General features: G+C 65.8%; 15 protein-coding genes. 10 read left to right on the forward strand and 5 right to left on the reverse strand.

The genetic code is table 11. The features are described from left to right. Both OEJ36_RS00485 and OEJ36_RS00490 read left to right on the forward strand, forming a co-directional pair. Complete coding sequence (locus OEJ36_RS00485) at positions 1-1,272, forward strand: virulence factor family protein (RefSeq protein ID WP_263399962.1); 1,272 nt, start codon at positions 1-3, stop codon at positions 1,270-1,272. Positions 1,273-1,352: 80 nt separating this feature from the next. Then, positions 1,353-1,901 carry a cytochrome b gene (locus OEJ36_RS00490; protein ID WP_263399963.1) on the forward strand — a complete coding sequence of 183 codons (549 nt, stop codon included), beginning with the start codon at positions 1,353-1,355 and terminating at the stop codon, positions 1,899-1,901. Between the two features lie 100 nt (positions 1,902-2,001). Here the strand turns inward: OEJ36_RS00490 and OEJ36_RS00495 are convergent, their stop codons facing one another. Beyond that, positions 2,002-3,906: a potassium transporter Kup gene (locus OEJ36_RS00495; RefSeq protein ID WP_263399964.1), complete on the reverse strand. Its 1,905-nt coding sequence runs from the start codon at positions 3,904-3,906 to the stop codon at positions 2,002-2,004. A gap of 246 nt (positions 3,907-4,152) precedes the next feature. Here OEJ36_RS00495 and rimO point away from each other — a divergent pair, with 246 nt between their 5' ends. The 6 genes from rimO (at position 4,153) to tsaA (ending at position 8,711) form a co-directional block, all read left to right on the forward strand. Then, a complete protein-coding gene (rimO, locus tag OEJ36_RS00500; protein WP_263399965.1) occupies positions 4,153-5,475 on the forward strand; it encodes a 30S ribosomal protein S12 methylthiotransferase RimO in 1,323 nt (440 codons plus the stop codon). A 185-nt stretch (positions 5,476-5,660) separates the two neighbouring features. Beyond that, the gene (locus tag OEJ36_RS00505) at positions 5,661-6,185 is read left to right on the forward strand and encodes a hypothetical protein (protein ID WP_263399966.1); all 525 of its coding nucleotides are present in this window, start codon (positions 5,661-5,663) and stop codon (positions 6,183-6,185) included. Positions 6,186-6,199: 14 nt separating this feature from the next. Beyond that, positions 6,200-6,829: a glutathione S-transferase family protein gene (locus OEJ36_RS00510; RefSeq protein WP_263399967.1), complete on the forward strand. Its 630-nt coding sequence runs from the start codon at positions 6,200-6,202 to the stop codon at positions 6,827-6,829. Positions 6,830-6,934: 105 nt separating this feature from the next. Further along, positions 6,935-7,705, forward strand: a complete 771-nt coding sequence (locus tag OEJ36_RS00515; protein ID WP_263399968.1) for an SDR family oxidoreductase — start codon at positions 6,935-6,937, stop codon at positions 7,703-7,705. 92 nt (positions 7,706-7,797) lie between these two features. After that, positions 7,798-8,004, forward strand: a complete 207-nt coding sequence (locus OEJ36_RS00520) for a hypothetical protein (RefSeq protein WP_263399969.1) — start codon at positions 7,798-7,800, stop codon at positions 8,002-8,004. A gap of 11 nt (positions 8,005-8,015) precedes the next feature. Next, positions 8,016-8,711 carry a tRNA (N6-threonylcarbamoyladenosine(37)-N6)-methyltransferase TrmO gene (gene tsaA / locus OEJ36_RS00525; RefSeq protein ID WP_263399970.1) on the forward strand — a complete coding sequence of 232 codons (696 nt, stop codon included), beginning with the start codon at positions 8,016-8,018 and terminating at the stop codon, positions 8,709-8,711. A 23-nt stretch (positions 8,712-8,734) separates the two neighbouring features. On the opposite strand, the gene OEJ36_RS00530 is transcribed toward tsaA, so the two are convergent. Next, on the reverse strand, positions 8,735-9,037 hold the full coding sequence (locus OEJ36_RS00530) for a putative quinol monooxygenase (RefSeq protein WP_263399971.1): 303 nt from the start codon (positions 9,035-9,037) through the stop codon (positions 8,735-8,737). 59 nt (positions 9,038-9,096) lie between these two features. Here OEJ36_RS00530 and OEJ36_RS00535 point away from each other — a divergent pair, with 59 nt between their 5' ends. Continuing rightward, positions 9,097-9,510, forward strand: coding sequence for a VOC family protein (locus tag OEJ36_RS00535; RefSeq protein WP_263399972.1), 414 nt, complete (start codon positions 9,097-9,099; stop codon positions 9,508-9,510). A gap of 81 nt (positions 9,511-9,591) precedes the next feature. Here OEJ36_RS00535 and fpr read toward each other — a convergent pair whose 3' ends face one another. Further along, positions 9,592-10,371 carry a ferredoxin-NADP reductase gene (fpr, locus tag OEJ36_RS00540; protein ID WP_263399973.1) on the reverse strand — a complete coding sequence of 260 codons (780 nt, stop codon included), beginning with the start codon at positions 10,369-10,371 and terminating at the stop codon, positions 9,592-9,594. Positions 10,372-10,496: 125 nt separating this feature from the next. Between fpr and OEJ36_RS00545 the strand changes: the two genes are divergently transcribed. After that, complete coding sequence (locus OEJ36_RS00545) at positions 10,497-11,423, forward strand: LysR family transcriptional regulator (RefSeq protein ID WP_043243618.1); 927 nt, start codon at positions 10,497-10,499, stop codon at positions 11,421-11,423. Here OEJ36_RS00545 and OEJ36_RS00550 read toward each other — a convergent pair whose 3' ends face one another. Continuing rightward, the gene (locus OEJ36_RS00550) at positions 11,424-11,792 is read right to left on the reverse strand and encodes a diacylglycerol kinase (protein ID WP_021222523.1); all 369 of its coding nucleotides are present in this window, start codon (positions 11,790-11,792) and stop codon (positions 11,424-11,426) included. A gap of 74 nt (positions 11,793-11,866) precedes the next feature. After that, entirely contained in the window at positions 11,867-12,517 is a 651-nt protein-coding gene (erdR, locus tag OEJ36_RS00555; RefSeq protein WP_021222522.1) for a response regulator transcription factor ErdR, read from the reverse strand. Positions 12,518-12,555: the final 38 nt, after the last annotated feature.

The raw sequence follows: 12,555 nt of genomic DNA on the forward strand, positions 1-12,555 counted from the left end.
ATGCTCAAACGTAAATGGCAGCGCCTCCTGCTGGTCGTCATCCTTCTTGCCATCGGCGTCGGCCTGGCGCTCTGGAGCCGCCCCGCGCCCCAGGCACGGGTCGAGCAGAAGCAGCTGGCGGACGGCAGCCCCGCCACCCTGGCGACCCCGCCTGCGGATGCCAAGGCGCGGGTATTGGTCCTGGTGAGCGCCGACCAGCAACTGAAGGAAGCCGAGCTCTTGGCCCTGGCCCACGATGGCGCCGCCCGTATCGTGCAACTGGCCCTGCCGGCCAATGACTGCGACGCCCAGCAGCACCTGCTGCAGGAGGCCCGTGACCTGCTCCAGGGCGAGCCCACCCTGGTGGCGGGTATCGGCCCGGGCGCCGCCTTCGCCTGGCGCTGGCTCGGCGCGCAGGACAAGGATGACGCCCGCGCGCTGTCCATCGACTTCAGCCTGGAACATGCCGACTGCCCGACGCCGCTGCCCAAGGCCGCGCCCCATGGTCACTGGACCATCGCCTGGAACGACAACCCGGACGACCCCAGCGCCGCCTTCGCCCGCGACCAGGCCAACGCCGACACCAGCATCAGCGACTACGACACCACCCTGCCCCAGCTGCTCAACGAGCAGCTGCGCGCCCTGTTGCAGGGCGAAGGCGTGCAGATGCCGGTGGTCGAAGTGCCCGCCACCAAGCCCTCCGGCACCGTCACCCTGTTCTATTCGGGCGACGGTGGCTGGCGCGACCTGGACCGCGCCGTGGCCGAGGAAATGGCCAAGCGCGACCACTCGGTGGTCGGCATCGATGCGCTGCGCTACTTCTGGCAGCACAAGAGCCCCGAGCAGGGCGCCGCCGACCTCAGCCGGCTGATGAAGCAATACCGCGAGAAATGGGGCGCCCAGCGCTTCGTGCTGGCGGGTTACTCCTTTGGCGCCGATGTGCTGCCGGCTTTCTACAACCGCCTGCCCAAGGCGGACCAGCAGCAGGTGGACGCCATTCTCCTGCTGGCCCTGGCGCGCAGCGGCAGCTTCGAGATCGAGGTGCAGGGCTGGCTCGGCAAGGCCGGCCAGGAAGCCGCCACCGGCCCCGAGCTGAGCAAGCTGCCGGCGCCCAAGGTGCTTTGCGTCTACGGCAAGGAAGAAGCCAGCGAAAGCGGCTGCACCCAACCCGGTGCGGTGGGCGAGGTGCTGGCGCTGCCCGGCGGCCACCACTACGACGAGAACTACCCGGCGCTGGCGGAAAAGCTCCTGCACGCCGTGCAGCAGCGCCAGGCGGAGCCGGCGAAAAACTGATCCCGGTCCGTCACGGCTGCAGGTTTTGCCGTTAACCTGCAGTCGAGCCCGCCAGAAGATGCGGGCGACAAGGAACCGTGATGACCTCGACCACTCCCCCCTCCCGCTACGGGAAACCCTCCATCGCCCTGCACTGGCTGATGCTGGTGCTGATCGCCGCCGTTTACGCCTGCATCGAGCTCAAGGGCAACTTCCCCAAGGGCAGTGATACCCGCGAACTGCTCAAGCAATGGCACTTCATGCTCGGGCTTTCGGTGCTCGCCCTGGTGCTGCTGCGCATCCTCGCGCGCCTGCTGTCGAAGACCCCGCCGATCATCCCCAACCCGCCGGCCTGGCAGAACGCCCTGGCCAAGCTGATGCACCTGGCGCTGTACGGCCTGATGCTGGGCCTGCCACTGGCGGGCTGGCTGATACTCAGTGCTGCCGGCAAGCCGATCCCCTTCTTCGGCCTGGAACTGCCGCCGCTGCTGGAGAAGAACCCGGACCTCGCCGGGCAGATCAAGGAGGTGCACGAGACCGTCGGCGTGATCGGCTACTGGCTGATCGGCCTGCACGCGGTGGCCGCCCTCTTCCATCACTTCGTCAGCCGCGACGACACCCTCAAGCGCATGCTGCCGGGGCGGGATTGAGGCTCGGCTTTCCCGGGCTGAAGCCCGGGCTACGAAGCGCAGCCAGGCCCTGAAATGCAAAAGCCCGGGTCATGCCCGGGCTTTTGCTGTGCCTGCGTCGCTAGATCTCGACCTGGGTGCCCAACTCGATCACGCGGTTGAGCGGTAGATTGAAGTAGCGCAAGTTGCCGTTGGCGTTCTTCAGCAGGAAGGCGAACAGCGCCTCACGCCAGATCGCCATGCCGATCAGCTTGGAAGGGATCACCGTCTCGCGGCTGAGGAAGTAGGTGGTGCGCATCGGGCTGAAGTCCAGCTCGTTGAGGTGGCACAGTTTGAGGGCCTGCGGGATGTCCGGGTCCTCCATGAAGCCGAAATGCAGTACCACGCGGAAGAAGCCCTCGCCGTAGGCGTCCACCTCGAAGCGCCGATCCGGCGATACCCGCGGGCTGTCTTCGTTGACCACGGTGAGCAACACCACCTGCTCGTGCAGCACCTGGTTGTGAAGCAGGTTGTGCAACAACGCATGGGGCACGGCGTCGGAGCGCGCGGTGAGGAAGATGGCGGTGCCCTGCACCCGGTGCGGCGGCTGCGAGCGGATGCTGGCGATGAACAGCGGCAGCGGCAGCGAGCCTTCGTCAAGGCGCTCCACCAGCAGTTGGCGGCCGCGCTTCCAGGTGGTCATCAGGATGAACAGGCCGATACCGGCGATCACCGGGAAGGCACCGCCCTGGATGACCTTGGGCAGGTTGGCGGCGAAGAACAGCGTGTCCACCAGCAGCATCATCAGGAAGAAGGGGATGGCCAGCCACAGCGGCCATTTCCACAGCAGCCAGACCACCACGCCCATCAGCAGGGTGGTCATCAGCATGGTGCCGGTCACCGCCACGCCATAGGCCGATGCCAGCGCTGCAGAAGACTCGAAGCCCAGCACCAGCAGCACCACGCCGACCATCAGCGCCCAGTTCACCGCGGGGATGTAGATCTGCCCCTGCTCGTGGCTGGAGGTGTGCTGGATGAACATGCGCGGCACATAACCGAGTTGGATGGCCTGGCGGGTCAGGGAGAAGGCGCCGGAGATCACCGCCTGGGACGCGATCACCGTGGCCGCCGTGGACAGCGCCACCATCGGCAGCAGCGCCCAGCCCGGCGCAGTGAGATAGAAGGGGTTACGCGCTGCCTCGGGGTTGACCAGGATGGTCGCGCCCTGGCCGAAGTAGTTCAGCACCAGCGCCGGCAGCACCAGGGCGAACCAGGCGCGGGCGATGGGCTTGCGGCCGAAGTGGCCCATGTCGGCGTACAGCGCCTCGGCACCGGTCAGCGCCAGCACGGTGGCGCCGAGGATGGCAACGCCGATGCCGGGGTGGGAGATGAAGAAGTTGATAGCCCAGACCGGGCTCACCGCCTTGAGCACCTCCGGCTCCCGCGAGACGCCATAGACACCCAGGGCCGCCAGGGCGAGGAACCAGGCCACCATCACCGGCCCGAAGAGGATGCCGATGCGCGCGGTGCCGTGCTTCTGGATCAGGAACAGGGCGATCAGCACGATCAGCGACAGCGGCACCACCCAGTGCTCCAGCCCATCGAAGGCGATCTCCAGGCCCTCGATGGCGGAGAGCACCGAAATGGCCGGGGTGATCATGCTGTCGCCATAGAACAGCGCGGCACCGATCAGGCCGGCGATCACCACCATCGCCTGCAGGCGGCGGCGCCCGGTGGCGGCGCGACGGGCCAGCGCGGACAGGGCCATCACCCCGCCCTCGCCCTGGTTGTCGGCACGCAGGACGAAGATCACGTACTTGATCGACACCACCCAGATCAGCGACCAGAAGATCAGCGAGAGCACGCCGAGCACGCCATCGTGGTTGGCCTGCACGCCGTAGCCGCCGATGAAGACTTCCTTGAGGGTGTAGAGGGGGCTGGTGCCGATATCGCCGTAGCAAACGCCTACGGCGCCGACCATCAGGCCGATCGCGGAGCTGGAATGGGGCTGTTCATGTTCAACGGCGCCGGCGCTTGCATCGGACATGTAACAAAATTCCTCAGAAAAAATTCCGCGCATCCTGCTCCGACCCATTCGTCGATGCAAGGGCCGGGCGCGGTCGACTTGAATGACTATAGAGCCTGTCCGCCACAATTACCGGGCGCCGGGGAGCCGGATCGAACGTGCGTCGGCTCGCCCGAAATAGGCTGGTCAAGCACGCGGGCTGCCGCTAGAATTGCGCACTTTTTGATCAGAGGCACCCAACGAGGTGCCCTTCGAGGTTAGCCGCCAATGTCCACCGCAACGCCCAAAGTCGGTTTCGTCTCCCTTGGTTGCCCCAAAGCCACGGTCGATTCCGAACGCATCCTCACCCAGCTGCGCATGGAAGGGTACGAGATCGTCCCGACCTACCAGGATGCCGACGTCGTGGTGGTCAACACCTGCGGCTTCATCGACAGCGCCAAGGCCGAATCCCTGGACGTGATCGGTGAAGCCATCGCCGAGAACGGCAAGGTCATCGTCACCGGCTGCATGGGTGTGGCCGAAGACAGCATCCGCAACGTGCACCCCAGCGTGCTGGCCGTGACCGGCCCGCAGCAGTACGAGCAGGTGGTCAACGCGGTGCACGAGGTGATCCCGCCGAAGACCGAGCACAACCCGCTGATCGACCTGGTGCCGCCGCAAGGCATCAAGCTGACCCCGCGCCACTACGCGTACCTGAAGATCTCCGAAGGCTGCAACCACACCTGCAGCTTCTGCATCATCCCCTCCATGCGCGGCAAGCTGGTCAGCCGCCCGGTGGGTGATGTGCTCAGCGAAGCCGAGCGCCTGGTAAAAGCCGGCGTGAAGGAGCTGCTGGTGATCTCCCAGGACACCAGCGCCTACGGCGTCGACATGAAGTACAAGACCGACTTCTGGAACGGCCAGCCGGTGAAGACCCGCATGCTGGAGCTGTGCCAGGCGCTGTCGAGCATGGGCGTGTGGGTGCGCCTGCACTACGTGTACCCCTACCCGAACGTCGATGACGTGATCCCGCTGATGGCCGCCGGCAAGCTGCTGCCCTATCTGGACATCCCCTTCCAGCATGCCAGCCCGAAGGTACTCAAGGCCATGAAGCGCCCGGCCTTCGAAGACAAGACCCTGGCCCGCATCAAGAAGTGGCGCGAGATCTGCCCCGAGCTGACCATCCGCTCCACCTTCATCGTCGGTTTCCCCGGCGAGACCGAGGAAGACTTCCAGTACCTGCTGGACTGGCTGAGCGAAGCCCAGCTGGACCGCGTCGGCTGCTTCCAGTACTCCCCGGTGGACGGCGCCCCGGCCAACGACATGAACCTGGAGCCGGTGCCGGACGACATCAAGCAGGACCGCTGGGATCGCTTCATGGCGCACCAGCAGGCGATCTCCGCCGAGCGCCTGCAACTGAAGATCGGCAAGGAAATCGAAGTGCTGATCGACGAAGTGGACGAGCAAGGCGCGGTCGGCCGCTCCTTCGCCGATGCCCCGGAGATCGACGGCAGCGTGTTCATCGACAGCACCGACCTGAAGCCGGGCGACAAGGTGATGGTGCGCGTGGTCGATGCCGACGAGTACGACCTCTGGGCCGAGCGCGTCTGAGCAAGCCCTGAGCCATGAAGAAGCCCCGCCGATGCGGGGCTTTTTCATGGGCGGCGGAAATCCGGACCGAAGTCCGGGCCACGGTGGGATGGGGTTGGCATTGGCTGGCACCCGTTGTCGGTTCGGCCTTGCGCCGTGGCGAGACTCGCCTATACAGGAAGCTCTCGACCAAGGAAGACCCCACCATGCCCGCCATGAACCATCAGGACGCCCACGAGCTGATCGCCACCCTGCGCTACGCCGTCAACGAGTCCTTCGAAAAGAACCAGAAGCTCTCGAACTTCAACCCCGAAGCGCACAACCTGTGCATCGCCCACTGCACCTTCAACAGCGCCCCGCCGCTGAACCTGTTCTCCTTCTCGGCCATGAGCTCCTTCAGCAAGACGGCCCTGAACAAGCTGGTGCACGAGTGGGGCGTGGAGTTCGTGCCCGACGTGGCAACCAATATCCGCACCTTCGCCTGCGGCGGCATGGGCCAGTTCCATACCGAGCCGCGGCTGATCAACTACATCCACGGCCGCCCGGGCTTCATCGGGCATCTCACCGACGTCACCCTGGTCAGCGAGATCGACTGCTGCGGCACCTGCGTGCCCCACAGCATCAACGCCTTCAAGCAGACCTTCACCGACGTGCAGGTGCATATCATCGAACTGGGCATGAAGCCGAGCCTGGGCATCGGCCCGCAGTACGGCTACGCCCACCTCTATTGATCGTCGGAGCTGTCATGAACCGCCACATCACCCTGTTCCACTGCCCGCACACCCGCTCCTCCGGCATCCTCACCCTGCTGGAGGAGCTGGGTGCCGACTACGACCTGCACCTGATGAACATGCACAAGGGCGAGCAGCGCCAGCCCGCGTACCTGGCCATCAATCCCATGGGTAAAGTCCCGGCCATCCGCCACGGCGAAACCATTGTCACCGAGCAGGTCGCGGTGTACCTCTACCTGGCCGACCTGTATGCCGACGCCGGGCTCACGCCCTCGCTGGAAAGCCCGCAGCGCGGCACCTTCCTGCGCTGGATGGTGTTCTCCGGTACCTGCTTCGAACCGGCGGTGGTGGACCACGCGCTGCAGCGCGAACCCGTGGAACCCTCCCGCTCGCCTTACGGCGATTTCGCCACCGTGCTCGATACCTTTGCCAACCACCTGCAAGGGCGCACCTGGGTCCTGGGGGATGACTTCAGCGTCGCCGACGTGCTCTGGGGCACCGCACTGAACTGGACCATGGCCTACGGCCTGATCCCCGAACGCCCGGTGTTCCGCGCCTACGTCGAACGCTTCCTCGCCCGCCCCGCCGTGCAAAAGGCCAGGGCCAGGGACGCGGAACTGGCCACAGCGCAGGAAGCCGGCTGAAGCGCAGCGGCGGAATGGCGGCGCATTCCGCGCCTCGATAATGCCGCCGCGACGGCTGGCGCCGGGCTAGGGTATGGACCTCACCCGATCAGCGACGAGGTTTCCATGCACCACTACTTCAGCCTCCAGGGCCGCACCGCCCTGGTGACCGGCGGCACCCGCGGCATCGGCAGGATGATCGCCCAGGGCTTCCTCGAAGCCGGCGCCCGCGTATTCATCTGTGCCCGCAATGCCGAAGCCTGCGCCGAGACCGCCGCCGAGCTGTCCACCTACGGCGAGTGCATCGGCCTGGCGGCCGACCTCTCCAGCGAAGAAGGCGCCAAGGCCCTGGCCAACGAGCTGGCCGGGCGCATCGAGCACCTCGACATCCTGGTCAACAACGCCGGCACCACCTGGGGCGCGCCCCTGGAAAGCTACCCGGTGAAGGGCTGGGAAAAGGTCATGCAGCTCAACGTCACCTCGGTGTTCAGCTGCATCCAGCAGCTGCTGCCGCTGCTACGCAAGGCCGGCAGTGCCGAGAGCCCGGCACGGGTGATCAACATCGGCTCGGTGGCGGGCATCAGCTCCCTGGGCGAGCAGGCCTACGCCTACGGCCCGAGCAAGGCGGCGCTGCACCAGCTTTCGCGCATGCTGGCCAAGGAGCTGGTGGCCGACCACATCAACGTCAACGTGATCGCCCCCGGCCGCTTCCCCAGCAAGATGACCCAGTTCATCGCCAACGACAGCGAGGCCCTGGCCGCCGACGTGGCGCACATCCCCATGAAGCGCTGGGGCCGCGAGGAGGAGATGTCCGCCCTGGCCCTGAGCCTGGCCAGCACCGCCGGCGCTTACATGACCGGCAGCATCATCCCCATCGACGGTGGCTTCCACCTCTGATGACACTGTGCGGGCCGCCGGGCAATGGCGGCTTGCGCAAGGCCAGGCCGGGGCGCTAGGGTAGCCGCGCCACCGCCCCGGATTTCCGCACCATGCGCCTGCTGCCCCTGCTCCTTTCGCTCGCCCTCGCCGCCCCGGCCTTCGCCGCGCCGGCTCCGTTCTACCTCTGGCAGAGCAAACTGGACGGCCACTACAGCTGCGCCCAGGTACAACCCGGCGAAGGCTGGCTGCGCCACAGCGGCCCCTACCGCGACGCGGGCTGCCGCGTGCCCCTCGACGCCCCGATCCGCAGCCGCTGAGCCCACCCGTCATGCAGTATTCCGTTTCGCCCGTGGGCATCGTCCGTTCCTGCTTCAAGGAAAAATTCGCCATCCCCCGCCAGCCGCACCTGGCGCCCGCCGCCCGTGGCGTGCTGGAACTGCTGCCGCCCTTCGACAGCGGTGATGCGGTGCAGGGGCTGGAGGAGGTCAGCCATGTCTGGCTGCTGTTCCTCTTCCACCAGGCACTGGAAGACAAACCGCGCCTGAAGGTGCGTCCGCCTCGCCTCGGCGGCAATCGCTCGCTCGGGGTATTCGCCACGCGCTCGACCCACAGGCCCAACGGCATCGGCCAGTCGGTGGTGAAGCTGGACAAGGTCGAGCCCGGGCGGCTCTTGCTCTCCGGCATCGACCTGCTGGACGGCACCCCGGTGCTCGATATCAAGCCCTACGTGCCCTATGTCGACCGCCAGGAGGGCGCCACCAACCGCATCGCCGAGACGGCGCCGGAACCGATTCCGGTGGAGTGGGAAGAGGCGGCGCTGGCCCAGGCCCGCGAACATGCCCTGCGCCTGGGCGAACCGCTGGTGGAGCTGGTCGAACAGTGCCTGGCCCAGGACCCGCGCCCGGCCTACCAGCAGCCGGAGCCGGAGCGCCGCTATGGCGCGCGCCTCTGGGACCTGGACGTGCGCTGGCACTACCCACGCCCGGGGCTGATCCGTGTGCTGGAAATCAGCCCCTCGGCCTGAATGGCCACCCTCCCCTCGGTCAACTAACGCGCCGCGTTGAGCGCCAGCACATCCGCCTCGATGACGTCCTGCTGGACGATCAGCGGGTTCACCAGCGGGCGGCTGGCGAGGAAATGCGGCGTTTCCATATGCGCCTCGAAGGCCGCTTCGTCGGTGTAGACCTCGTAGAGCCACACCAGGTCGGGGTCGCTGCGATCACGCAGGACGTCGAACACCAGGCAACCGGGTTCATCGCGCACGGAGGCAGCGGCGTTGACGCCCATGGCGTCCATGAAGGCATCGAGGCTGCCGGGCTTGAGCTGGGTCTTGAGCAGAAGGCAATACACGTTGGAGTCCTTTTGTTTTATATTCCGTTAAAATTGTATACAAAAAAGGAATCCCGCTCATGCCTGTCCGTCCGAGCCACCTCAACGGTCTCCGCCACCTGGCGATCGTGGTGCCCAACCTCGAGGAGTGCGAACGTTTCTACGTGGACATCCTCGGCATGCAGGTGCTCAACCGCGCCAACGAGGACCTGGTCTACCTCACCTGCGGTAACGACAACCTCTCCCTGGGCCGTTCCGACGTGCCCAGCAGCGGCATGCAGGCGGTGGATCACTACGGTTTCGTGGTGGACAGCCTGGATGAGCTGCGCGCCTGGTACGACTACCTCAAGGCCAGCGGCGTGACCATGCTCGACCGTCCCTTCGCCCATGGCGACGGCGCCCACAGCTTCCACGTGCTGGACCCGGCGGGGAACAAGATCCAGCCGATCTACCACCCGGCGATTTCGGGCCAGCGCTTCGGCTCGCCGATCTGAGCCCGCACCGGCCACAATCGACGGAACGCAGAAACGAAAAAGCCCGCTGATCAGCGGGCTTTCTCATGGCGCGGGAAACGCTTACTTCTCGACGAATGCACGCTCGATCAGGTAATCGCCCGGCTCGCGCATGCGCGCGGAGATCTTCAGGCCGAAGCTGTCGAGCACTTCGCTGGTCTCGTCGAGCATGCTCGGGCTGCCGCAGATCATCGCGCGGTCGTCCTGCGGGTTGATCGGCGGCAGGCCGATGTCGGTGAACAGCTTGCCGCTGCGCATCAGGTCGGTCAGGCGGCCCTGGTTCTCGAAGGGCTCGCGGGTGACGGTGGGGTAGTAGATCAGCTTGTCACGCAGGGCCTGGCCGAAGAACTCGTTCTGCGGCAGGTGCTCGGTGATGAACTCGCGGTAGGCGACTTCGTTCACGTAGCGCACGCCGTGGACCAGAATCACCTTCTCGAAGCGCTCGTAGGTTTCCGGATCCTGGATCACGCTCATGAAGGGCGCGAGACCGGTGCCGGTGCTGAGCAGGTACAGGTGCTTGCCGGGGTTGAGGTCATCGAGTACCAGCGTGCCGGTGGGCTTCTTGCTGATGATGATCTCGTCGCCTTCCTTCAGGTGCTGCAGCTGGGAGGTCAGCGGACCGTCCGGCACCTTGATGCTGAAGAACTCCAGGTGCTCTTCCCAGTTCGGGCTGGCAATGGAATAGGCGCGCATCAGCGGGCGGCCGTTGGGCTGCTGCAGGCCGATCATGACGAACTGGCCGTTCTCGAAGCGCAGGCCCGGGTCACGGGTGCACTTGAAGCTGAACAGCGTGTCGTTCCAGTGGTGAACGCTGAGGACGCGCTCGGAGTTCATGTTGCTCATTTACGGGGGCTCCGAAAATTGGGATGTCGCCAGCGCCACGCGGGGCGCAATTGCGCGACATTGTATTGATAGCCACAATATCTGTTAACTGGATTATCAAGATATAGGTTATCGGTTATATCGATATGCGATTCACTCTCCGTCAATTGCAGGTATTCGTCAGCGTCGCCCAGCAAGGCAGCGTCTCCCGGGCCGCCGAATCACTGTCGCTGTCACAGTCTGCCGCCAGCACCTCGCTGACCGAGCTGGAGCGCCAATCCGGCTGCCAGCTCTTCGACCGCGTCGGCAAGCGCCTCAGCCTCAACGCGCTGGGCCACCAGTTGCTGCCCCAGGCGGTGGGGCTGCTGGACCAGGCACGGGAGATCGAGGACCTGCTCAACGGCAAGAGCGGCTTCGGCTCCCTGTCCGTCGGCGCCACGCTCACCGTGGGCAACTACCTGGCGACTCTGCTGATCGGCAGCTTCATGCAGCGCCACCCCGAGTGCCAGGTGAGCCTGCATGTGCAGAACACGATGAATATCGTCCAGCAGATCGCCCACTACGAACTTGATCTGGGTCTAATCGAAGGCGATTGCCAGCACCCGGATATCGAAGTGTTGCCCTGGGTGGAAGACGAACTGGTGGTGTTCTGTGCGCCCGGCCATCCCCTGGCGGTGCGCGGCCAGGCCTCGCTGGACGAACTCAGCCGCGAGGCGTGGATCCTCCGCGAGCAGGGGTCGGGCACGCGTCTGACCTTCGACCAGGCCATGCGCCACCACCCCACGCCGCTGAATATCCGTCTGGAACTGGAGCACACCGAAGCCATCAAGCGGGCGGTGGAGTCGGGGCTGGGCATCAGCTGCATTTCGCGCCTGGCGCTGCGCGATGCGTTCCGTCGCGGCAGCCTGGTGGCGCTGGAGACGCCGGGCATCGACCTGCGCCGGCAGTTCTACTTCATCTGGCACAAGCAGAAGTACCAGACGGCGGCGATGCGCGAGTTCCTCGACCAGTGCCGCGAACTGACGGCGGGCGTACGGCGCAGCGACGAGATCGTGCTGCCACCGATCGCCTGATCAACCCAGGAGGATGGTGGCCCAGACGGCAGTGATCAGGCTCAGGGCGACGAACTGGGCCGCGCTGCCCATGTCCTTGGCGTTCTTCGACAGCGGGTGGCGATCCAGGGAGATGCGGTCGATGGCCGCCTCCACCGCCGAATTGAGCAGCTCGACGATCAGCGCCAGCAGGCAGGCGGCGATCATCAGCGCCCGCTCGCCACGGCTGACGTCGAGGAAGAAGGCGATGGGGATCAGCACCACGTTGAGCAGCACCAGCTGGCGGAACGCGGCTTCACCGGTGAAGGCGGCACGCATGCCGTCCAGGGAGTAGCCGGCGGCATTGAGGATACGCTTGAGGCCGGTCTGGCCCTTGAATGGCGATGACATAGATAGAGGGACTGCTAGGAAAGGAGGCCGCAGGCTAACCCGCGACGGGTCAAATTTGCGTGAAAACCGCCGGCTCAGGCCGACGGAATCGATTCCATCTGTTGCAACAGCAACGCCGCCTGGGTACGGGTGCGCACGCCGAGCTTGCGGAAGATCGCGGTGACGTGGGCCTTGACCGTCGCCTCGGAAACGCTGAGCTCGAAGGCGATCTGCTTGTTCAGCAGCCCCTCGCAGACCATGGTCAGCACGCGGAACTGCTGCGGCGTCAGGCTGGCGAGACCGGCGCTGGCAGCCTTGGCCTCAGCCGACACCGCGACATTCTCCTCGACCTGCGGCGGCCACCAGGCATCGCCATCGAGCACCGCGCGCACGGCGCTTTGAATCACCTCCAGGGGGCTGGATTTGGGGATGAAGCCGCTGGCACCGAACTCACGGGAGCGGACCACGACCGCCGCCTCTTCCTGGGCGGAGATCATCACCACCGGAATCTGCGGGTACTGGCCACGCAGCAGCACCAGGCCGGAAAAGCCGTAAGCGCCGGGCATGTTCAGGTCCAGCAGGACCAGATCCCAGTCGGCCTTTTCGGCCAGGCGCGATTCGAGTTCGGCGATGCTCGCCGCCTCGACCAGGCGCACGTCCGGGCCCAGCCCGAGGGTCAGCGCCTGGTGCAGGGCGCTGCGGAACAGGGGGTGATCGTCGGCGATGAGGATTTCGTATGCGGCCATGGGCGTATCCTTTTTCTTGTGGGCCCAGAGATGCTGCC

This window comes from Pseudomonas sp. PDM13 (assembly GCF_025685765.1).
GTDB lineage: Bacteria > Pseudomonadota > Gammaproteobacteria > Pseudomonadales > Pseudomonadaceae > Metapseudomonas > Metapseudomonas solani.